The 22214-nt window shown below is 62.7% G+C and carries 21 protein-coding genes and 1 tRNA gene; 11 read left to right on the plus strand and 11 right to left on the minus strand.

Annotated features, from left to right (window positions below):
• The first annotated feature begins 239 nt into the window (after positions 1-239).
• The 4 genes from gltB to art_RS01485 all read left to right on the plus strand — a co-directional run bounded on the left by gltB (position 240) and on the right by art_RS01485 (position 9642).
• Positions 240-4862, plus strand: a complete 4623-nt coding sequence (gene gltB / locus art_RS01470; protein WP_038462087.1) for a glutamate synthase large subunit — start codon at positions 240-242, stop codon at positions 4860-4862.
• Entirely contained in the window at positions 4855-6309 is a 1455-nt protein-coding gene (locus art_RS01475) for a glutamate synthase subunit beta (protein WP_038462089.1), read from the plus strand. Before gltB ends, art_RS01475 begins: the two co-directional genes overlap by 8 nt.
• A gap of 68 nt (positions 6310-6377) precedes the next feature.
• Positions 6378-7859: a pyruvate kinase gene (pyk, locus tag art_RS01480; protein WP_038462091.1), complete on the plus strand. Its 1482-nt coding sequence runs from the start codon at positions 6378-6380 to the stop codon at positions 7857-7859.
• A 727-nt stretch (positions 7860-8586) separates the two neighbouring features.
• Positions 8587-9642 carry an IS30 family transposase gene (locus art_RS01485; RefSeq protein WP_157875396.1) on the plus strand — a complete coding sequence of 352 codons (1056 nt, stop codon included), beginning with the start codon at positions 8587-8589 and terminating at the stop codon, positions 9640-9642.
• Positions 9643-9833: 191 nt separating this feature from the next.
• On the opposite strand, the gene art_RS01490 is transcribed toward art_RS01485, so the two are convergent.
• Positions 9834-10436 carry an ANTAR domain-containing response regulator gene (locus art_RS01490; RefSeq protein ID WP_038462093.1) on the minus strand — a complete coding sequence of 201 codons (603 nt, stop codon included), beginning with the start codon at positions 10434-10436 and terminating at the stop codon, positions 9834-9836.
• 180 nt (positions 10437-10616) lie between these two features.
• Here art_RS01490 and art_RS01495 point away from each other — a divergent pair.
• Positions 10617-10697 (plus strand) — tRNA-Leu (locus art_RS01495).
• Between the two features lie 255 nt (positions 10698-10952).
• Here art_RS01495 and art_RS01505 read toward each other — a convergent pair.
• Together art_RS01505 and art_RS21995 are read right to left on the minus strand one after the other, a co-directional pair.
• Positions 10953-11207 carry a hypothetical protein gene (locus art_RS01505; protein WP_038462097.1) on the minus strand — a complete coding sequence of 85 codons (255 nt, stop codon included), beginning with the start codon at positions 11205-11207 and terminating at the stop codon, positions 10953-10955.
• Positions 11207-11350 carry a hypothetical protein gene (locus tag art_RS21995; RefSeq protein WP_157875088.1) on the minus strand — a complete coding sequence of 48 codons (144 nt, stop codon included), beginning with the start codon at positions 11348-11350 and terminating at the stop codon, positions 11207-11209. Before art_RS21995 ends, art_RS01505 begins: the two co-directional genes overlap by 1 nt.
• A 129-nt stretch (positions 11351-11479) precedes the next feature.
• Between art_RS21995 and art_RS01510 the strand changes: the two genes are divergently transcribed.
• A complete protein-coding gene (locus tag art_RS01510; protein WP_038462099.1) occupies positions 11480-11746 on the plus strand; it encodes a hypothetical protein in 267 nt (88 codons plus the stop codon).
• A 188-nt stretch (positions 11747-11934) separates the two neighbouring features.
• On the opposite strand, the gene art_RS01515 is transcribed toward art_RS01510, so the two are convergent.
• From art_RS01515 to art_RS01535, 5 genes are all read right to left on the minus strand, one after another.
• Positions 11935-12399 carry a hypothetical protein gene (locus art_RS01515; protein ID WP_157875089.1) on the minus strand — a complete coding sequence of 155 codons (465 nt, stop codon included), beginning with the start codon at positions 12397-12399 and terminating at the stop codon, positions 11935-11937.
• A 264-nt stretch (positions 12400-12663) separates the two neighbouring features.
• Positions 12664-13191, minus strand: coding sequence for a flavin reductase family protein (locus art_RS01520; RefSeq protein ID WP_253901432.1), 528 nt, complete (start codon positions 13189-13191; stop codon positions 12664-12666).
• Positions 13192-13754: 563 nt separating this feature from the next.
• Positions 13755-14648: an SDR family oxidoreductase gene (locus art_RS01525; protein ID WP_038468208.1), complete on the minus strand. Its 894-nt coding sequence runs from the start codon at positions 14646-14648 to the stop codon at positions 13755-13757.
• Positions 14649-14731: 83 nt separating this feature from the next.
• On the minus strand, positions 14732-15127 hold the full coding sequence (locus art_RS20705) for a hypothetical protein (protein ID WP_052135883.1): 396 nt from the start codon (positions 15125-15127) through the stop codon (positions 14732-14734).
• Between the two features lie 224 nt (positions 15128-15351).
• On the minus strand, positions 15352-15621 hold the full coding sequence (locus art_RS01535) for a GlsB/YeaQ/YmgE family stress response membrane protein (RefSeq protein ID WP_038462105.1): 270 nt from the start codon (positions 15619-15621) through the stop codon (positions 15352-15354).
• A 341-nt stretch (positions 15622-15962) separates the two neighbouring features.
• Here art_RS01535 and art_RS01540 point away from each other — a divergent pair, with 341 nt between their 5' ends.
• The 3 genes from art_RS01540 to art_RS01550 all read left to right on the plus strand — a co-directional run bounded on the left by art_RS01540 (position 15963) and on the right by art_RS01550 (position 18166).
• The gene (locus tag art_RS01540; RefSeq protein ID WP_157875090.1) at positions 15963-17039 is read left to right on the plus strand and encodes an aromatic acid exporter family protein; all 1077 of its coding nucleotides are present in this window, start codon (positions 15963-15965) and stop codon (positions 17037-17039) included.
• Positions 17040-17240: 201 nt separating this feature from the next.
• Positions 17241-17804, plus strand: coding sequence for a Dps family protein (locus tag art_RS01545; protein ID WP_038462109.1), 564 nt, complete (start codon positions 17241-17243; stop codon positions 17802-17804).
• 98 nt (positions 17805-17902) lie between these two features.
• Positions 17903-18166 (plus strand): hypothetical protein, encoded by a 264-nt coding sequence (locus art_RS01550; RefSeq protein ID WP_038462111.1) that lies wholly within the window; start codon positions 17903-17905, stop codon positions 18164-18166.
• Positions 18167-18310: 144 nt separating this feature from the next.
• Here the strand turns inward: art_RS01550 and art_RS20710 are convergent, their stop codons facing one another.
• From art_RS20710 to art_RS22000, 3 genes are all read right to left on the minus strand, one after another.
• Positions 18311-18631 (minus strand): hypothetical protein, encoded by a 321-nt coding sequence (locus tag art_RS20710; protein ID WP_052135884.1) that lies wholly within the window; start codon positions 18629-18631, stop codon positions 18311-18313.
• Positions 18632-18778: 147 nt separating this feature from the next.
• Positions 18779-19075, minus strand: coding sequence for a glutamate-cysteine ligase family protein (locus art_RS20715; protein WP_082000042.1), 297 nt, complete (start codon positions 19073-19075; stop codon positions 18779-18781).
• Positions 19076-19240: 165 nt separating this feature from the next.
• Entirely contained in the window at positions 19241-19393 is a 153-nt protein-coding gene (locus tag art_RS22000; RefSeq protein WP_157875091.1) for a hypothetical protein, read from the minus strand.
• A gap of 236 nt (positions 19394-19629) precedes the next feature.
• Here art_RS22000 and art_RS01560 point away from each other — a divergent pair, with 236 nt between their 5' ends.
• Both art_RS01560 and art_RS23210 read left to right on the plus strand, forming a co-directional pair.
• On the plus strand, positions 19630-21777 hold the full coding sequence (locus tag art_RS01560; protein ID WP_038462114.1) for a catalase: 2148 nt from the start codon (positions 19630-19632) through the stop codon (positions 21775-21777).
• A gap of 188 nt (positions 21778-21965) precedes the next feature.
• Positions 21966-22178: a hypothetical protein gene (locus art_RS23210; protein ID WP_367643780.1), complete on the plus strand. Its 213-nt coding sequence runs from the start codon at positions 21966-21968 to the stop codon at positions 22176-22178.
• Positions 22179-22214: the final 36 nt, after the last annotated feature.

A 22214-nucleotide genomic window follows, 5' to 3' on the forward strand; every position in this document is an offset into this window, starting at 1 on the left:
TCAAATAGTACTGATCCTGCATATAGTGTCAAAATATGAGATATGTATATTTCGCCTCATTTTGCCGCTATATAGTAAAAACCGCCGCGCAGAAACGTTGGTCCCAAGAGGCTGGCGTTCATTGTGCAGATGCACTGCGAACCATGTGTTCAACTACATCGTTGGGCGGGAGCCACTCCCCAACGCACGGGCCAGCGTCGTCCCCACCATCACTTATCTAGGGGAAGGACATACACGGAATGACTCACCTCGCACGTGTTTCCCACCAGCCACCGGCCACCTCGCCATTCACCCGCTTCGCAGCGATGCCCGGGCCGGCAGGGCTGTACCGCCCTGAGAATGAAAAGGATGCCTGCGGGCTGGCCATCGTCGCCACCCTCCGCGGCACGGCAGGGCACGACATTGTGGAGCAGGCACTGACCGCACTGCGCAGGCTGGAACACCGCGGCGCCGTCGGCGCCGATGAGGGAACCGGCGACGGAGCCGGCATCCTCACGCAGATTCCCGATGCCTTCTTCCGTGAGGTTGCGGGAATCGAGCTGCCCGAGCAGGGTAACTACGCCGTCGGAACGGCATTCCTGCCGACAAACCCGCAGGAACTGGCAGCTGCCAGGGCCGGGCTGGAATCCCTGGCAGCCAGCGAAGGGCTGACCGTCCTGGGCTGGCGTGAAGTGCCCATCACCGACGGTCTTGTCGGTGCCAGCGCCGCAGCCTGCATGCCCCATTTCAGCCAGCTGTTCGTCGCGTTGGAAGACTCCACAGCGCCATTGCAGCACCAGGAGGCCAACGAACTGGACCGCAAGGCCTTCCGCCTGCGCAAGCGGGCACAACAGAAGCTGGGCGTCTACTTCCCTTCATTGTCTTCCAAAACCATCGTCTACAAGGGCATGGTGACAACTGCCCAGCTTGAACCGTTCTACCCGGACCTCTCGGATGACCGCTTCGCCACGAAGCTGGCCGTGGTGCATTCGCGTTTCTCCACCAACACCTTCCCCTCGTGGCCCCTCGCACAGCCGTTCCGCACCATCGCCCACAACGGCGAAATCAACACCGTCAAGGGCAACCGCAACTGGATGCGCGCCCGCCAGTCCACCATGGTGCACCCGCTGTTGGGTGACACACCCGAGGAACTCTTCCCGATCTGCACGCCCGGCGCATCGGACTCCGCCTCCTTCGATGAGGTCGCCGAACTGCTCTGGCTGTCAGGGCGCCCCATGACCGAGGCCATCATGATGATGATCCCCGAGGCCTGGGAAAACCACGCCACCATGGACCCGGCCCGCAAGGCGTTCTACGAATACCACTCGCTCATGATGGAGCCCTGGGACGGGCCGGCCGCCGTGTCCTTCACGGACGGCACGCTGGTCGGCGCCACCCTTGACCGCAACGGCCTGCGCCCCGCCCGCTACTGGGTCACCGACGACGGACTGGTGGTGCTCGCCTCCGAGGTGGGCGTCCTTGACCTGGCCCCGGAGTCCATCGTCAAGAAGGGCCGCGTGGCGCCCGGGACCATGTTCCTCGTCGACACCGACAAGGGCGTGCTCGTCAGCGATGCCGACATCAAGGCGCAGGCAGCGGCCGCCAACCCCTACGCGGACTGGGCCCAGGAGAACACCCTCCGCCTCGCCGAGCTGCCCGAGCGTGAGCATATCGTGCACACGACGGCCTCCGTCGTGCACCGCCAGCGCACCTTCGGCTACACCACCGAGGAGCTGAAAGTCCTGCTCGGCCCCATGGCGAAAACCGGTGCCGAACCGCTCGGGGCCATGGGCACCGACACCCCGGTGGCCGTCCTCTCCAAGCGCCCGCGCTTGCTCTTCGACTACTTTGTCCAGCAGTTCGCCCAGGTCACCAACCCCCCGCTGGACGCCATTCGCGAGGAACTCGTCACCTCCCTCAACACCACGATCGGTCCCCAAGGCAACCTGCTCTCGCGCCGCAAGGTCCGCGCCCCGCAGCTGGCACTGACCTTCCCCGTGATCGACAACGACGACCTCGCCAAGATCGCCAACATGGAATCCGCCGCGCAGGAGGACGGTTTTGGCCGCGAGCACATCTCCATGAAGGTGCGCGGTTTGTACAAGCTCGACGGCGGACAGCCCGCCTTGCGTGCCCGGCTCACCGAAATCTGCGAGCAGGTATCCGGCGCCATCAACCGAGGGGTGCAATACATTGTGCTTTCGGACAGGGACTCCTCAGCCAGCTGGGCGCCCATCCCGTCCCTGCTGCTGCTCAGCGCCGTGCACCACCACCTGTTGCGCAGCGCCAACCGCACCAAGGTTTCCCTCGTCGTGGAGGCGGGCGACGTCCGTGAAGTCCACCACGTGGCCGTCCTGGTAGGCTACGGGGCTGCCGCCGTGAACCCCTACCTGGCCATGGAATCCGTGGAGGAACTGATCCGCACCGGCGACGTCACCGGTGTCACCGCTGAGGAGGCCGTCCGCAACCTGATCAAGGGCCTGGGCAAGGGTGTCTTGAAAATCATGTCGAAGATGGGCATCTCCACCGTGGCCTCCTATTGCGGTGCGCAGACCTTCGAGGCACTGGGCCTGTCGCAGGAGTTCATCAACGATTATTTCTCCGGCACCGTCTCCCAGTTGGGCGGCGTAGGCCTGGATGTCATCGCGGCGGAGGTCGCGGCAAGGCACCAAAATGCCTACCCGGTCGACGGCGTCGACGTCCCGCACCGCCCGCTTCTGGGCGGCGGGGAATACCAGTGGCGCCGCGACGGCGAGCCGCACCTGTTCAACCCGGACACCGTGTTCCGCCTGCAGCACGCCACCCGGGAACGCCGCTACGACATCTTCAAAAAATACAGCGACGGCGTCAACGACCAGTCCGAAAAGCTGAACACCTTCCGCGGCCTGCTGGGCTTCAAGGACCGCCAGCCTATCCCGCTGGAAGAAGTGGAACCGGTCAGCAGCATCGTCAAGCGCTTCTCCACGGGCGCCATGAGCTACGGTTCCATCTCGGCCGAAGCCCACCAAACCCTCGCCATTGCCATGAACCGCCTCGGTGCCAAATCCAACACGGGCGAAGGCGGCGAAGACGTTGAGCGCCTCCTTGACCCGGAGCGGCGCAGCGCCATCAAGCAGGTGGCCTCGGGCCGCTTCGGCGTCACCAGCCTCTACCTGAGCAACGCCACGGACATCCAGATCAAGATGGCCCAGGGCGCCAAGCCGGGGGAAGGCGGCCAGCTCATGGCCAAAAAGGTCTACCCGTGGATCGCCGAGACACGGCACTCCACCCCCGGCGTCGGCCTGATTTCCCCGCCCCCGCACCACGACATCTACTCCATCGAGGACCTGGCCCAGCTCATCCACGACTGCAAGCGCGCCAACCCCGAGGCCCGCGTCCACGTCAAGCTCGTGTCCGAAATGGGGATCGGCACGGTGGCGGCGGGAGTGACCAAGGCCAAGGCCGACGTCGTGCTTGTTTCAGGGCACGACGGCGGAACCGGCGCCAGCCCGCTGAACTCGCTCAAGCATGCGGGCATGCCGTGGGAGCTCGGCCTGGCCGAAACCCAGCAGACGCTGCGCCTGAACGGGCTGCGCGACCGTGTGGTGGTGCAGGTTGATGGGCAGCTGAAGACGGGCCGCGACGTGGTCATCGCCGCCCTGCTCGGCGCCGAGGAATACGGTTTCGCCACGGCGCCGCTGGTGGTTTCCGGCTGCGTCATGATGCGTGTGTGCCACCTGGACACCTGCCCCGTGGGTGTGGCCACGCAGAATCCCGAACTGCGCAGCCGCTTCACCGGCAAGCCCGAATTCGTGGTCAACTTCTTTGAGTTCCTGGCGCAGGAGGTGCGCGAGATCCTGGCCAGGCTCGGCTTCCGCAGCCTCGAGGAAGCCGTGGGGCATGTGGAGGTGATGGAGCTGGCGGCCGCCATCAACCATTGGAAGACGGAGGGCCTGGATCTGGGCCCCATTCTCTCCGACGCCGGCGTGCCGGCAGACGCGCCGCTGCGGCACCTGGTCAGCCAAAACCACGAGCTGGAAGCCCACTTTGACCAGCAGTTGATCACCATGGCGGCCGAGGCGCTCAACGGCCGCCAGCCGGTCCGCATCAGCGTCCCCGTGGTCAACACGGACAGGTCGGTGGGCACCATGCTCGGCTGGCGGGTGACGAAAACGTTCGGCATCGACGTGCTCGGCCCGGACACCATCGACGTGACCCTGACGGGCCAAGCCGGCCAGTCCCTGGGCGCCTTCCTGCCGGCCGGCATCACGCTGCGCCTGCTCGGCGACGCCAACGACTACGTGGGCAAGGGCCTCTCCGGCGGCCGCATCACGGTGCGCCCGGACCGCAGCAGCAGCCTCAACGCCGCAGCCAACGTCATCGCCGGAAACGTGATCGGCTACGGCGCCACAAGCGGGGAAATGTTCCTCAACGGGCTCGTGGGGGAGCGCTTCCTGGTCCGCAACTCAGGCGCCACGGCCGTCGTTGAGGGCATCGGCGACCACGGCTGCGAATACATGACAGGCGGCCGGGCGCTCGTCCTGGGGCCCGCGGGGCGCAACTTTGCCGCCGGCATGTCAGGCGGCACGGCCTACGTCCTGGACCTGGACCCGCGGCAACTGAACAAGGGTGCGCTGGAGTCCGGTGAGTTGTCCCTGTTGATGCTCGACGGCGTTGATGAGGATATTGTCGGCTCGCTTTTGCGCCGCCACCTGGAGGAGACGGGCTCCGCGGTGGCGGCGGCCCTGCTGGGCGACTTGCCTTCAGCGCTGGCCCGTTTCACGAAGGTTCTTCCCCGCGACTATGCGGCAGTTTTGGAAACCCGCTTGGCAGCTGCCGAGCTGGGCGAGGACCCGGACGGGGCAACCGTCTGGCAGAAAATTTTGGAGGTCACCGGTGGCTGATCCACACGGCTTTTTGAACAACAGGGAACGCATCACCCAGGCCCGGCGCCCGGTGCCGGTGCGCATCATGGACTGGAAGGAAGTTTACGAGGCACAGGAAAAGGGCGTGCTGAAGTCCCAAGCCGGACGCTGCATGGACTGCGGCGTGGCGTTCTGCCACCAGGGCTGCCCGCTGGGCAACTTGATCCCCGAATGGAACGATCTCGCCTGGCGCGACAAGGGCCAGGAGGCCATCGAGCGCCTGCACTCAACGAACAATTTCCCGGAGTTCACCGGCCGGCTGTGCCCGGCTCCGTGTGAAAGCGCCTGTGTGCTGGGCATCAACCAGCCCGCAGTCACCATCAAACAGGTGGAGGTTTCCATCATTGATGAGGCCTTCAACCAGGACTGGGTCCACCCGCTGCCGCCGGCGCGGCTCACAGGCAAGACGGTCGCCGTCGTGGGTTCAGGCCCGGCAGGTCTGGCAGCAGCCCAACAGCTCTCCCGGACCGGGCACACCGTGGCCGTGTACGAACGCGACGACCGGATCGGCGGGCTGCTGCGCTACGGCATCCCCGATTTCAAGCTGGAGAAGGACAGCGTGGACCGCCGCGTCGACCAGATGAGGGCTGAGGGCACCCGTTTCCGCACCGGCATCGAGGTGGGCCGCGACATCGGGTGGGAGGAACTGCGCAGGCGCTATGACGCCGTCGTCATTTGCACGGGGGCAACGGTGCCGCGGGACCTGCCCATCCCGGGACGGGCACTGAAAGGCGTGCACGTCGCCATGGACTACCTGGTGCAGGCCAACAAGGTGGTGGCGGGGGACCAGGTGCCGGGGCAGATTGATGCGCGCGGCAAGCATGTTGTGATCCTCGGGGGCGGGGACACTGGCGCCGACTGCCTGGGCACGGCGCACCGCCAGCAGGCGGCCTCCGTGACAACGCTGGCCATCGGCCAGCAGCCGCCGGTGCAGCGGACCACCAACCAGCCGTGGCCCATGTTTCCGAATCTTTTTGAGGTTGCCAGCGCCCATGAGGAGGGCGGCGAACGCACCTACCTGGCGTCCACGGTTGAATTCATGGGTGGGGACGGGGTGCTGACGGGTCTGAAGATTGCCGAAACCGAGTATGTTGACGGTCGCAGGGTGCCGAAGGAGGGGACCGAGCGGATCATTCCCACCGACCTCGTGTTCCTGGCGCTGGGCTTCACTGGCCCGGCGACGGCGGAACTGACGCACCAGCTGCCCGTCGGCCTCGATGGACGCAACAATATTAACCGTGACGGATACTACATGACGGACCGGGAAGGAGTCTTTGCAGCGGGCGATGCCGGGCGCGGACAGTCGTTGATTGTGTGGGCCATCGCGGAAGGCCGGGCCTGCGCGGCGGCCGTGGACAAGTTCCTCATGGGCGAGACATTTTTACCCGCACCCGTCTCACCCACTGATTCGGCTATCAGTGTCTAGCCCCGAGACGATAGGCTGTCTGAGGGCACCAAAGATTTCTGCTGAAAACCACACATGAGGTAGGTACATTGAGACGCGCAAAGATTGTTGCGACTTTCGGGCCGGCTATTGCCAGCTATGAAAACACACTTGCGGTACTGGAGGCGGGCGTCAACGTAGCCCGCATGAACATGAGCCACGGCGACTACACCGTGCACCAAAACACGTACGAGAACGTGCGCAAGGCCGCCGAGGCACTGGGCAAGCCGGTCGCCATCATGGCCGACCTGCAGGGTCCCAAGATCCGCCTGGGCCGCTTCGCCAATGGCGAGGGCTACGACCTGGCCGTGGGCGATGTCTTCACCATCACCACCGAAGACGTCCCCGGCACCAAGGACATCTGCTCCACCACCTTGAAGTCACTGACCGAGGATGTCAAGGTCGGCGACATCATGCTGATCGACGATGGCAAGGTCTCCGTACGGGCAACCGCCGTTGACGCCGTCAAGGTCGTCACCGAAGTGACCGTTCCGGGCAAGGTTTCCAACAACAAGGGCATCAACCTGCCCGGCGTTGCCGTCAACGTTCCGGCCTTGAGCGAAAAGGATGAGGACGACCTGCGCTGGGCACTTGAGTGCGGCGTGGACCTCGTAGCTCTTTCCTTCGTGCGTGACGCTGCCGACATCCAGCGCGTCCACGAGATCATGGACGAAGAAGGCCGCCGTGTGCCGGTCATCGCCAAAATCGAAAAGCCGCAGGCTGTTGCCAACCTGGAAGCCATCGTTGACGCCTTTGACGCCATCATGGTTGCCCGCGGCGACTTGGGCGTGGAGCTTCCCCTGGAAGATGTCCCGCTGGTGCAGAAGCAGTGTGTTGAGATGGCACGCCGCTGGGCCAAGCCCGTCATCGTGGCCACCCAGGTCCTCGAGTCCATGATCGAGAGCCCGCGCCCCACCCGCGCAGAGGCTTCCGACTGTGCCAATGCTGTGCTCGACGGCGCGGATGCAGTCATGCTCTCCGGCGAGACCAGCGTTGGTGCGTTCCCGATCGAGACGGTCAAGGTCATGGCCCGCATCATCGAGGCAGCAGAGGCCGAAGCCGGCATGAAGCTGATCCCGAAGCTCACCAACGAGCCCCGCACCCGCGGCGGCGTCATCACGGCAGCTGCCGTGCAGATCGCCAACCAGCTGGACGCCAAGTACATTGCCACGTTCACGCAGTCCGGCGACTCGGCCCACCGTCTGTCGCGTCTGCGCCCGTCGAAGCAGGTCTTCGCCTTCACCCCGGATGAGCGCGTGCGCAACCAGCTGGCCCTGGCCTGGGGCATCGAGCCCGTCCTGGTCCCCATGGTCGCCCACACGGACGCCATGACCGAGCAGGTTGACATGGCGCTCCTGGAAAAGGGCGTCGTCACCGAAGGCGACCTGGTTGTCATCGCAGCCGGTTCCCCTCCCGGACAGGCAGGTTCCACGAACCTGGTCAAGGTCCACAAGGTGGGAGACCTCGCCGACCTGGGCAAGGCCGGCGACCGTTCAGGCAAGGAAAAGATCGGTCCCTGGCCGACTGACTAGCCTTTGTTTCAGCTGACCCGCAGACAACGACGAAAAGTCACGCTTTCGCTGAAATTTTCGCCGTTTCCTGCGGGTCAGTTTTCTTTGGGCGTTAAAGTACGACGGCGGCACCCACCTTTCGCTTGGCGAGTTCTAGCGGTCGTTGCAACACCTAATTATTTTGGGAGTTGCAACGACCGTGTCGTCTTTAACGGAAAAGTACGTTTTACCGAAAGAAGCCCGTGGGAATCAGAAGCCATCGGGAGGGCCTAAGTATTCGCCGGCGCAGAAGCAAGAGTTCTTCGATCTGCTCGCAGATACCGGTAGCGTCGCCTTGGCTGCGGCGAAGCTGGTCTTGAATAGGGGCACTTGTGATCAGTGGGCCTATCAGGCAAGGAAGGCTGCAGGAACGTCAGTTCGGCAGGTGAAGACTTCCCCGGAGCAGCAGCAAGAGTTCTTCGATCTGCTCGCGACGGTTGGCAGTGTGACTGAAGCGGCCAAGGTTCTGGGTCTGAATCGGAATACCTGTTATCAGTGGGTGCGGCGGGCAGGACTGGCTCGTAAGCGGTCCGAACAGCCCAGCCGGGAGGATTTCCTGCGGCTTCGCTCCGAGGGGCTCACACGCTATGAAGCAACCGTACGGTTGGGCATTCACTCCACCACCGCGCAGGAGTGGGATGCCGGGATCCACAGAACAAAAAACGGCCGTGTTTATCCCAATGGCCGGGCTGTGGACTATAACAAGGAAATGACTTCTCGCACTAACGCCTCCGGCCGCCCTCGAGCGACGTTGCAGCAACTTGACCGCGTCATTGACAGCCGGTATCTGTGCTTGGCCGATCGGGAGGTCATTTACGACATGCTCTCCACAGGGGCATCACACCGAACAATAGCCACCGCCTTACAGAAAAGCCCCTCCTCGATCAGCAGGGAGATCAAGCGCAACAGCAGTCCGATCAGTGGCTATCGACCCTATGATGCACACCGTAAATCCGTGGTTCGGCGACCACGACCTAAACCATCAAAAATCTCGCAAAGCCCGCGGCTGAAGTCCTTCATTAAAGAAGGCCTGCGCCAGCGCTGGTCACCGGAGCAAATATCGCACAAGCTTGTTCTGACCTTCCCCGACGACCAGGACATGCGCGTGTGCCACGAAACGATCTATCAAGCCCTTTACTTCCAACCCCGCGGCGAGCTTCGTCGTGAGGTATCCGCGGCACTTAGAAGCGGGCGGACCCGCCGAATAACCCGTAAAAACCCGGAACAACGCACATCGAGGTTCCGGGACCCGATGATCAACATTTCCGAGCGCCCGGCAGAGGTTGAGGACCGTGCCGTGCCCGGACATTGGGAAGGGGACTTGATCACCGGCGCCCACAACCAGTCAGCGATCGCGACCCTGGTCGAGCGCAGTACCCGCTACGTCATGCTGGTACACCTGCCCGGGGACCACGGCGCCGAATCCGTCCGTGACGGGCTCATCCAGACCATGAGCACCCTGCCAGCCCACCTGCGCGGGTCCCTGACCTGGGACCAAGGCGTGGAAATGGCCAAGCACAAGGCCTTCAGCATCGCCACCGGCATGGACGTCTACTTCTGCGACCCCCACAGCCCCTGGCAACGCGGATCCAACGAAAACACCAACGGTCTCCTGCGTCAATACTTCCCCAAAGGCACCGACCTGTCCGTCTACAGTCCCGAAGACCTCGAACACGTCGCCCAGGAACTCAACGCCCGCCCACGCAAAACGCTCGACTGGAATACACCAGCCGAGCGCCTACGCGACGTACTATTGACAGCCTAACCACCAGTCGTGTTGCAACGACTCCTAGAATCCGCCCTTAATGCGTTCGGTGGGTGCCGCCGTCGTACTTGGTTGGCCAGTTAACGGGAAATGACACCCATCCCGCCTTCGGAGCCCGGAACCCCGGGATCGGAAAGCGCGATCGGTGGCATTTTCGCTTGGCGGACGTTCGAAGGCCGCCCCTGCCGGGTCTAGTTGACCTGGTTAATGATGGTCTCGGCGACCTCGCGCATGCTCAGGCGGCGGTCCATGGAGGTCTTCTGGATCCAGCGGAAGGCCTCGGGCTCGGTCAGGCCCATCTTGGTGGTGAGCAGGGACTTGGCGCGCTCGACGAGCTTGCGGGTGGCGAACTGCTCCTGGAGGTCGGAGACTTCGTCCTCGAGTGCCTTGATTTCCTCGTGGCGTGAGAGTGCAATTTCCAGGGCCGGGATCAGGTCCGCGGGGGTGAAAGGCTTGACCACGTAGGCCATGGCGCCGGCGTCGCGGGCGCGCTCCACGAGTTCTTTCTGGCTGAACGCGGTCAGCAGCACGACGGGAGCGATGCGTGCCTTGACGATGTGCTCGGCGGCCGTGATGCCGTCCATGACCGGCATCTTGACGTCCATGAGGACCAGGTCGGGCTTGAGCTCCTTGGCGAGCTGTACGGCCTTTTCGCCGTTGTCAGCCTCGCCGACGACGTCGTAGCCCTCGCCGCGGAGGATTTCCATGATGTCCAGGCGGATTAGGGTCTCATCCTCGGCAACAATGACACGGCGTGCGGGGGAGATGGGGGTTGATTCCGTTTGTTCAGACACAAAGACTCCTTGTGAGAGGTGAGTTACACCACATCATGTAATTTTTTAGCCCTTCGTGGGCTTCGGTTCTACAAAACAGCCTATATGCATGTAGAGTAGTTCCGCGCACTCGTTCAGAAGAGATTCAGGAACGGGAGCGTGATCTTTGTAACGGTGTTGTTTATGACACTTTTAGCAAGGGCCCGAGTGGCGGAATGGCAGACGCGCTGCACTCAAAATGCAGTATCGAAAGATGTGTGGGTTCAAGTCCCACCTCGGGCACACTTCCACGACAAACATCCTGATAATTCAGGGGTTTTCGTGTTTTAAGTGTTGACACGATGTTGACCTGCGATGATGAATGCCGTTCCCATCCAGGGGAACAAATACATGCCAGGCTGATCGCCATAGACCAGCGGCAGATTCTGGTTGGTGACCTCGACGTGGCTGACGGAAATTCCCGTAACAACGCATGTCCCAGTTACGGCGGCAGTCAGGCGTCCGCGCATGAGGTGGCGCCGCCGTCGTGCTTCATCGTTACAAGTAGCCAGGATAGTAGCGGTGTGGAATTGCCAAAAAGCCGGCCATGACCGTCACGACCAGGACCACGCCCGCGTGGTTGCGGCCGCCGAGGATGGGATCTGCCGCGTTGTAGACGGCGGGGATGAACAAGGTGCAGGCGACGGCGGCGAGGAATGTGGCGCGCAGGACTGAGGCACGTTCACTGTTCAGGAGCGTGGGGATCCTGATGATGGTGAGCAGCCATAACATTTCGGCCGGAACGTAGTCCATTACCCAAAGACCTTGTTGAAGCCTGATTGGTCATCCTGCGGGTCCTGGATATGGGGGCGGATGCGGGCCGTGAGAAGGTCAGCTAAGTATTCTGCGGCTGCTTCGGCCTCGTCGTCAAAGCTGGTGCGGCCGAGTACCTTCAACAGGGTTTCCGGGGCAGCGAGGTAGCTGCACGAGGTCCATGGATGTGGCAGTGAGTTGGTGGTTCAGGATCAGGTGGGCAAATTCGTGTAGGATGATCTGCTGCTGGTGCCAGGTTGAGCGGGGTGGGCATGGACGACGACGTCGAGATGTTTGTTGGAAACAAATATTCCGCAGAGGTCGTCCCCGCGCAGGGTTGGCAGTTCCACGATGGTGATGGGCCGACCGCGCTTGGTCTCGAGCCAGGACTTGATGCTGTGCAGCTCAGGGTGGTCACTGACGCCGAGTTGACGGTTGGCGTTCCGGGCTTCGTGGCGGATCTTCCGGTCATTGACGATGCGGCCGTTGCCCTGCCGCCGGCCTGCTCCGTGGTCACATTGCAAGCCGTGGTGGTGTAGCTTTTTTTGGTGTTGCTGGCGGCCTTTCATGTCCGGAACCCATCGGCATGCTTCAAGAGTTGCGGTGATTCGCTGTGTAATTCATGCTAAGTCTGTCCGATTCGGCTGACCATAGGTGGGCCTGACTTTCCCAAAGATTTCTGCGCGGTCTTCCGTGCCAAGTAATCCTTGAGGCCCCGCTCGCCGCGTCACATTCGTGCGGTGTCGGCGTAGGTGAATGCCGGGCTTGCTATCGGGCTGGCGAATGTCATCCAGCGGCGCGTGGGCCGTACACGCCATTCACCGTCCACTTGGGGTTGGCCGTTGTTGGTTGATGAGAGGATGCCCCGGGCTTCGCCTTCCATTTCGCTGCCGGCCTCGAAGATGGTTTCATTCGGGCTGCCGACAAGAGTTGGGTGGTAGGAGACGGACAGTGTGTATCCGAGCGACGCCTTGAAATTCAACGTGGTGGTCGTTGCGAGAAGTGCAGCCGCGGCTGATGCGCCAGCGTAGGGGTGCCCGTTCCAATGGTTCGTCCAACGAGCAGCCAGGCCACCAATCCGGCCAAGCCATATTGGGATAGCCATACTGGGACAGGCAATGACATCCCAGACTTCCTGCTGACTGGTGGGAAGCGTCCATGAGGAAGAGAGGTCGTATAGGCGAGCTGTCATGGGGATATTGTTGCAAGCGTACTCAGGCCCACGCCGCCAAGGACTCCCGGCCCGGTACCGGTAAATAATTCCCATCGTCATCAGGCGGTGGTCATTGAGCGACGGGCCTTGCCAGTGGTTTTGGGCATACATGGGGCAATTAGTTCCCACTGCGCATCGATGAGCGGGGAATAACGAGAGTTCACTTGAAAATCATCTCAAAAAGACGGGACCACCATTTGGAAACACACCCTAGCTCCCTCATACCCGGATCCTGGGCGCTCCTCAGGCAGCGTGTCCCGCCTGCAAACCGCGGATCTGGGAATAATACAAGGGGGCCGCATCGGCCTCACTCTGGACTTCTGTCGGAGTGATAATGAAGCCGACATGGTCGCCGAGATCGACCCGGTCAAGCACGTCAGCGATCATTCGTCGCCGACAGTCGGCGAGCAGTGGCACCCCACCGGAACCGGCGAACCAATTGCACGCCGCGAACTTGTCGATGTCGTCCCCGCTTTCTCCACCGAACAACTCCGCGAGCCCACGCTGGCCCGAACCCACCACATGCACGCCCATGGTCTGGGCGCCGGACGCCAGCTGATAGGTGTGGTTGTTTTTGGAGATTAGCACTAGGAGTCGTGGCGGATCGATGCTGCACTGCGTGACGAAACCGACCAGGCACCCTGAGCGGGACGCCGGACCAGAATCCGTTTCCGACGCCACGGTGACGATGAACATCGGATAGTCAAGACCCTCAAGGAATCGATCCAAGTCAGTATCCGGAGCCATCGTTTCTCCTGTCAGTCCTGCCATTTTCGCGCTCCACCCTGTGGCCGAAAAATAGTTCTCTTCTTAGCTGTGCGCGGGGTACTCTGATTCGGTCTCCGCCTCAGGCTCCGGGTCTGGTATCCCGGCTGCAGAATAGTCACCTTCGGTGTAGTGATCTGTTTCTGACTTGGTGGTTTCGGGACTGTTCGCGCTGCCTGCCCGCTTCACTGACTCTTTGGGCCCGCTGTTTCCAGTCATGTCCTAGCATTTCTTGCGACGATTGCGTCTGCGTAAGCGCGTTCCAAGTCTATCGACGGGCGTCCACTGACACAACAGATCGACGAGACTCAACTAAAGTGCTCGCGAGATGAGGCACGCATCGGATTTCGCGAGCACTCTAGTTGAGTCTCGTCGCACTGCGCGAGATCGAAGCAGCTAAGGCCAAGGCAGCTTCGTCCAGGTGGGCCGGGCTGGGGGTGTTCACTGCAATCCCTCGCTCATCGTCGCAGCTTCCTCGTTGATCTGTTGGGTGGGATTCTTGGGCCACTGTGCCTGGAGCACGCCCGCAGCTGGGTGCGGAGGTGCTCCAGTACGTCACGGCAGGAGCCCTAGGGTGAGGGTGTTCCGCCGTTGACGTTGAGGGTTTCGCCCGTCACATAGCTGGACTCGGGGGAGGCGAGAAAAACGTAGGCGGGAGCCAGCTCCGTCGGTTGCCCGGCACGGCCCAGGGGAGTGTTCTTGCCGAACGTGGGCAGGGCGTCCTTGGGCTGGCCATCACTGACCTGCAGCGGGGTCCAGATGGGCCCGGGGGCCACAGCATTGACGCGGATGCCCCGTGGTGCCAGTTGTTGGGCCAGTCCCTTGGAGAAGTTGTTGATGGCTGCTTTGGTGGATGCGTAGTCAATCAACGTGGCGGACGGATTGTAGGCCTGGATCGATGTGGTGTTGATGATGGTCGATCCGGGGGCGAGATGGGGCAGGGCTGCCTTGGTAATCCAGAACATCGCGAAGATGTTGGTTTTGAAGGTCTCCTCGAACTGTTCGTCGCTGAGGTCCTCAAGTTTCTCAACGGCGATTTGCCGCCCGGCGTTGTTGACGATGATGTCCAGGCCTCCCAGTTGTTCGACGGCGTCCGCCACCAGCTTGCGGGCCTGATGCGCTTCGGAGATATCGCCGGGCAGCGGGACGGCCTTTTGACCGCAGTCCCGGATGATTGCCGAGATTCTCTCGGCGTCGGGTTCTTCAACAGGCAGGTATGACAGTGCCACGTCTGCCCCCTCCCTGGCGAAGGCAATGGCAACTGCGGCACCAATGCCTGAGTCCGCCCCCGTGATGAGCGCCTTGCGTCCGGCCAGGCGGCCGGTGCCGCGGTAGGACTCCTCACCGCGATCCGTGCGCGGCTCCAAGTCCCGGTCCAAACCCGGTTCGGGCTGGTCTTGGACTGGTGGGCTGATGCTCGGGTACCGGGTGACGGGATTCTGAAAAGTGTACTGGTCATCGATTGTCATCATGGATTCCTTTCAACGGCTCCCCGTACGGGCTTCTGATTGATACTGCTGGCAAGGAATGTGGCAGCGGGCCAGCTTCATCCTTCAGTTCTCGGCTGGTCGCGCCGCGACCTGTGCTTCTCCCTCCAGTGCTGCGACTCGCCGCCGTCCAGGGCAGCGTCAGGAAATTCGTCAGACACTTCCGGGACGATGTCCAGCGGGCTGGCGCCGGTGGAATTGGGACCGTCCGCAGGCGTCCCTCCGGCAGTATCTGACTTGGCGGAGGGGATGACTTGGTCGACCAGTTTGTGCACGGCACTTCCGGTCTGCTTCTTGAACTTGTCCTGCACGGCGGCAACGGTTTCCTGTATGGGCTCTGCGGCCCATGCCGACTTCGCGGAGGCCTTGATTCTCTCGTAGCTGCTTCGACCTGCGCGGGCACCCAGAATGTATCCGGCTGCAGCGCCGAGAAGAAAAGATAGTTTGGCTTTCATGATGTTCTCCTTCTGTAAAACGGAGTTCAGGGCACCAACATGCAGCCTCGGGTTCACGGTGTGCTGTCCCGGCTCTACATGACGTCGGTATCAGTCGATCAACGGCCTGCCCGGGAACGTGCAGAACAGCACAGCACAGCACCACTTGGCTGGTTGGCGCCAGAAGGGATCAACAGCGCTGCGGACAACGACTAAGGATGCCGGCAGCGCTGGATCAGTGCAGGCTATGCGGCGGACTTGTTGCGACCGGTAATTGCGCCATAAACGCCGGCAACGACAAAACCGCCCACGAGTGCGAGGATCCAGGAACCGAGGTTCCAAAATTCCATTTTGCCGCCGCCAAAGAGCAGATCTCCAATCCACCCGCCAACTATGGCACCGACCACGCCCAGGATGAGACTGGTGATCCAGCCGCCGCCCACCCTGCCCGGCATGACTGCCTTGACAATGACTCCGACAATGAGACCCAAAACGATCCATCCGATGAAACCCATGATTCCTCCTTGGAAAAGATTGGTGAATTTATACGGTGAGAATCCGGGAACTGCTTTCCGGAAAATACGGTCATCGATCTGCAATGACCGATGACCACAGCCTAACCACATTCATGGCCAAAATCGCCAAAAGGTGCTTGATTTGTTGTAGCAGGGGCAGCGCGAATCCCTTGAACCACGCGGAAACCTGCCAATTGCGAATTCTTTCCAACCGCAGCAGCCGTGCGTGTCGGCGGGTTCAGGCAGGTGGACGACACCATTGGGGGGGGAGATACCAGCCGATGGCGGCATCAGAAAGCGGGAGCATAGTGGAAATCTGCAAGACATGGGTGAAGTCCACTGTGACCGGCCAACGCGTGTTGCTCGCCCTCAAGGCTGCCTTGGCGGTGGGCATAGCGTGGCTGCTGGCCCCGCTCATGCCCGGGACGGCGGACGACTACCCCTATTACGCGCCGCTGGGCGTGTTGGTCAGCATGTATCCAACGTTCATGGGATCGGTGCGGACGGGCCTGCAAACACTCGTCGGCATTCTGCTGGGAGTCGCGCTTGCGGCAGGGGTTTTACTCTTGGGGACCCCCAACGTTCTGTCAATTTCCCTTGCGGTGGGAGCCGGAGTGTTGCTGGCCGGACTGCCGCGTCTGGGCGCTGGAAGTGACTACGTTCCAGTGGCCACGCTGCTGGTTCTGATCATCGGCGGCAACAACGCCGATGCGTTTTCCTTGGGATACGGCCTGCAAATGGCGCTTGGCGTACTGGTGGGTTTGGTCGTCAATGTGTCGATCTTCCCTCCGGTGGTCCTGGATGCCGCCCAAGCCAGAATTGCCCGGGCCCGGGGTACACTCATCGACCAACTCGACGATGCCGCTGCAGCGCTCATTGAACAATGGCCGCCTTCTCATGAAGATTGGGCGGGCCGTCGGCATGTGCTGGATGACGCTGTTGTTGAGGTTCGCCGATCGGTCAACGAGGCGGCGGAAAGCCAGCGTGCCAATCCCCGGGCCTACCGCCGTTCGCGCCACCGGGTCCTCGCCGACAGTTATGAGGATTTGGCTGTCCTGGAAAGCATTACGTTCTACGTTCGGGATCTGACGGAGGTCCTGGCCGGCGCGATCTGGGAGGGGCCGCTGGACCTCTGGCTCAGGGACGGACTCCGGGAGCCCATGGAGCGGTGTCTGTCGGCGACAGCAGCTGTACTGCGTGCGTGGGACGAGGGGACTGTCGGGCCGGAAACATTCACTGGCGCGGATAAGTCCTTGTCCGCGCTCACGGAAGCGGTCGCTGCGACCCAGTCATCTGATGTTGCGGCACTAGCCCCCGGGGGCGCCGTGGCGCTGGATATGCAGCGGATACTCAATGCTCTCCGGGGCCGGCTCGTGCCTGATTCCAAGCATGGAGACAGCAACGTACATGATGGTTAGGGCGGCGATGGTGAGACTGTCTGCAGCATTTTTGCACTTGGAAACAGGTCTTGGGAAAGGCTCCGGAACCCTGCCCTGGCGGGCTCCGGCGCCCGTCTGGGCGCGTTCAGGGTGCAGGGGGACTGGCGCGGTCGTGGTCTGATCGTTAGCGTGGAGGATACGACGGTCGTTGCAGATCGACCGATTTCGAGAGGAGTTCCCATGGCTACCAAGAAGACTTCCACAGCAAATTTTACTGTTCCCGGGCTTTCCATCAAGGAAGGGCACCAGGTGGCAACCATCCTGCAGGACAGGCTCCATGCCCTCAATGACCTTCAATTGACGCTCAAGCATGCACACTGGAACGTGGTGGGCCGTGATTTCATTGGTGTTCACACGATGCTGGACCCGCAAATTGAGCTTGTCCGGGGGATGATCGACGAGACGGCAGAACGCATCGCCACGCTGGGCCGCTCTCCCAATGGTCTCCCCGGAGCGTTGGTGAGAGATCGCAGTTGGGACGATTACAGTCTGGGGCGGGCAGCTACGCTGGAGCATTTGGCGGCGTTGGACCGTGTGTATGACGGCGTCGTCTCAAGCCACCGGGATGCCATTGCGGCCACCGGCGAGCTGGACCCGGTGACGGAAGACATGCTGATTGGCCACACCGCCAAACTGGAGCTCTTCCAGTGGTTCATGCGGGCCCATCTGGAAAATGACGCAGGGGTGTTGAGCAACACCGCTGCGCCCACGGAGAAGGGCGCTGCGGGCAAGGCCAAGAAATAGTAGATAGTGCCCGGCCGGGGCACCAGCATGACGTTTCAACGTGTGGGACCGCGAATCGCGAGACGGATGCGGCAGCGGCCCCAGAAAAGGAGCAAGAGATGCAGGACAAGGAATCACACGAAGCCTCCGGCAACGGAGACAACGCCAATAGCGGAGACAACGCCAATAACGCCGACAGTGCCGGCAATGGAGTCGGCACCGGTTCTGTGATTAATGGAGGAATGCAGAACGGACCAGCAACGGTGCCGTCCAAGGATGCGCAGGATGTTGAATCGGATCCTGCGCTCAATGACGAAGCGGGTCAGGACTGGACCGATGAAGGGGGTGCCACACCCGCCGGCCCGGCCACGTCCTCAACCTAACGCCGGCCGGGAGCCAGCAGCGCACGGACCTTGCCCCGTCAATGACTCCTCACCCACGTCAGCTGTCACCGCCGGGGCAAGTGTATGCCTGGACCCAGCGATGCCGCGACGGTCACGAATCGCGCCTGTCAAGACCCGGTCAGGTCAGCTGGGAGTGCGCTGCACAATAAGCTTCGCGAGGGAGGCGCGGCCGCCGTCGGCGTAGCTCCCGCGCTGTTGCCCGGCTCCAGTCCCCACTGCCAGCAAGCCCTGGACCATGGCTGTCACGGCCCGGCGATCCCCGGCCGCATCCAAGGTCGGAGCCGTGAACTCCAGCAGTGCCGCAACCACCTTGGAGGGCGGCACAAGGGTTTGCCGCACGGGGTGGATCAGCTGTGCACCGAGCCCGTACCGGGCTGCATGCCACAGGGCCGCCTCGAGAAAATCCGGGTGCGGGGTGGCTATTTGTTTTGGTGCCGGAGCCATAGGCCCGGCCACCAAAGCCCGGCACAGAAGAGCCAGCAGGACCGATCTCGACGGCTCGAGCTGTGCGTCGGCGACGCGGAACTCGAGAGTGGGCTGGTGTTCGGACAGCCGTGCGTACCACGCAATGGCGCCGGGGGCCGGCGCGCATCAGATCCCCATGAGTGCTGCAACCCGGGCACGGTAGTCCGCCGCGTCAGCAAACCAGGGTGGGCATCCCGCCGTCGTCCAGCGCCTTGAATGGATGGCGCGCCAGCTGGCGAACCCGGTGTCGCTGCCGCACCAGAACGGGGAATTGGCGGAAATGGCCAACAGGGTCGGCAGCCAGCGGCGGTCGGCGTTCAAGGCGTGGACGCCGCTCTCCTGGTCGGGAATGCCCGTATGGACGTGCAGGCCATTGATTTCATGCTCACCGCTGAGCGCCCCACGTGGCCCGCAATGCTGCATGAAGGGAGGCCCTCGGTCACGATGGGTGCCGGTGATTTCTGGAACGGCGTCCCCGTTCCGGCGACCAACACGCCGTGTTCCGTGGCGGCGGCCAGCAGGGCGGCCCGAAATGCGTCGAGAGCGGCTGCGGCAGCGTCCCCGGTCTGGAAAACGGGGGCGGCAAACTCAATTCGGGACTGAAAGAATGTCCCGATGGACCACGGCAGCAGCGTAGCCGGCCGCCAGAAGTCGACGCTGGGTCGCCGGGGCCACCTGGACCGGGGCCAAAGTTGCGGGATCCAGAACGACAAACTCTTCCTCCATGCCGAAGGTCAACACTGACGTCTCCAATTCAGCCGGGATGCACGGCGGAAACCACGGTACATGCTGTCGTCATTCCTGCGGGCACCCTGCTGCACCCAACCGCGCCCACCTCGGCGAACTTTTATTCCCGCACACCCCTCCACGGCGGCGATCCTCCGGCTTTCACGGCCCAACAAACCCTTGACCATTCCCGCTGACGCGTCCAAGGTTGGAAGTGTCAACGCAATCCACTTCATCCTGTGGGAGGAACCATGGCACATCCCAGCCCGCCCGTTCCCGGGGCACCGTCCGCCGAACCACCGTCGTTTGCGGAGCCAACCGAGCCGCGCAAGCCTCTGCCGCCGAAGCCCGACCAGCACGGGCCGGAACTGGTTTCCCCCACGGGGACGCCTACCGGCGAGCCGGAGGGGTCACGGAGCCAGAGCGGCGACTACCTGACCACGGCCCAAGGGGCGAGGCTGCAGGATACGGACCATTCGCTTAAGGCGGGGCGGCGTGGCCCCATCCTCCTCCAAGATCACCACCTGCGGGAGAAGATCACCCATTTTGATCATGAGCGCATCCCGGAGCGTGTGGTGCACGCGCGCGGTGCGGGCGCCCATGGCGTCTTCCAGTCCTACGGGACCGGCTCCGGACTGACCCGGGCGGGGTTTCTGGCCCCCGAGGTGGAGACGCCGGTGTTTGTTCGCTTCTCGACAGTGGTGGGGTCTCGCGGCTCTGCCGACGCTGTGCGGGACACGCGCGGTTTCGCCGTGAAGTTCTACACCGAGGAAGGAACCTTCGATCTGGTCGGCAACAACATCCCGGTATTCTTCATCCAGGATGCCATCAAGTTTCCGGACGTGGTCCACGCGGCCAAGCCGCACCCGGACCGGGAGATCCCCCAGGCACAAAGCGCCCACGACACGTTTTGGGACTTTGTGTCCCTGCACACCGAGGCCCAGGCCCACACACTCTGGTTCATGGCCGACCGCGGCATTCCCCGCTCCTTCCGCATGATGGAGGGCTTTGGCGTTCATACTTTCCGTCTGATTAACGATGCAGGCTCGACGGCGTTGGTCAAGTTCCATTGGAAGCCCGCCTTGGGCGTGCACTCGCTCGTGTGGGAAGAAGCGCAGCTAGTGAACGGTGTGGACCCCGATTTCCACCGGCGTGACCTGGCAGACGCCATTGAGGCGGGTCATTTCCCGTCCTGGGAGTTGGGTGTGCAGGTCTTCCCCGACGTCGAGGACGAAATGTATCAAGGAATTGACTTGTTGGATCCCACCAAGTTTGTGCCCGAAGAGCTGGCGCCCGTGCAGATGCTGGGTCGCATGACGCTCACCGCCAATCCGAAGAACTACTTTGCCGAGACGGAACAGGTGGCCTTCCACCCCGGACATTTGGTCCCCGGCATTGATGTCAGCAACGATCCGCTGCTGCAGGGACGGTTGTTTTCCTACCTGGACACCCAAATCAGCCGTTTGGGGGGACCCAATTTTGGCCAGCTGCCCATCAACCGGCCGCACGCACCGGTCAATGACATGTTGCGTGATGGCATGCACCAAAGCGCAGATTACGCAGGCGTCGCTCCGTACAAGCCAAACTCGCTGGACGGCGGCTGTCCCTTCAGCGCCGGACTGGACTCCTCCGCCTTCATTGACTTTCCCCAGGCAGTGGAGGCCGGGACCAAGGAGCGGGCCAACCCGGCGACGTTCAGCGACCATTTTTCCCAGGCAACCTTGTTCTACCGGAGCCTGACGGCCACTGAACAAGGGCACGTCGCCGGAGCCTACGCTTTCGAACTGGGCAAGTGCTACGAACAAACAATCCGCGAGCGGCAGCTGGCCGCCCTGGCCAACATTGATGCCCAGCTGTGTCGGACCGTTGCAGAGGAACTGGGATTGCCGGTGCCGGAAGCGGCGGAACCTCCCACCGATCAGACCCCCAGCCCGGCAGTGTCGCAGCTGGGCCACAGCTGGCCGGTAGAGGGCCGGGTCATCGGCATTGTGACGGACCCCGCCAGTGATCCCGAGCAGGTGTTGCAGGCCCGCGAGGCCATCACCGCTGCCGGCATGTTGGCTTTGATCGTCGCGCCAATCGCCGGCACACTGGCCGGAACCGGCGAAGCTGTACAGAGGAGTTACGCAACCGCCCGCTCGGTGGAGTTTGACGCCGTCGTGCTGGCAACGGAAGAACGGACCGGCCCGGACCCGAGGGTGGCAGTGCTGGTAGCAGAGGCCTTCCGGCATGCCAAGGCCATCGGCGGGTGGGGCAGCGCTGGGGAAGTGCTGGCGGCAGCCGGCGTGGACGCCGCCGCTCCTGGAATAGTGCACGGCTACCCCGGGGAAGTGGTCGAGGGCCTGGCAAGGTTGCTGGCAAAACACCGCGTCTGGGAGCGGTTCATGCCACAGCCTTAGCAACTGCAAAGGATCGCATGAGGTGCGCGGGACTACCCAAAGCAGGAGGGGGACCCAATGGCAGGGCAGCTGCATCGGGTGGCGCGTGACGTCCACTGCACTGCTGGCTCGGATCGTGGTGCTGACGGGCACTGCGGGACGGCGAAAAGTTCATCCGGTCCCTAGCATTCGCCCAGAGCCTGCCCGCCCTGCGCAGGATAGTCACGCGTGATCTCAAGCAGCAGCGGGATCCGAGACGCTGTGCGTTGGTCGCAGCCGTCCGATTGATGGACCGGGCCGGGCTGCGGGTGGCAGGAGCGGCGTATGCCGATGAAAACGGGTCCTTTGGCACCACCACGCTGCAACGGCGCCATGTGCATGCGCCAGGTTGGGAATTGCGGTTGGTGTTCCGCGGTCGGTAGGTGCGTGGGACCTGCATTTGTCCGACGACTTGCCGG

This window comes from Arthrobacter sp. PAMC 25486 (assembly GCF_000785535.1).
Taxonomy (GTDB): Bacteria; Actinomycetota; Actinomycetes; order Actinomycetales; family Micrococcaceae; genus Specibacter.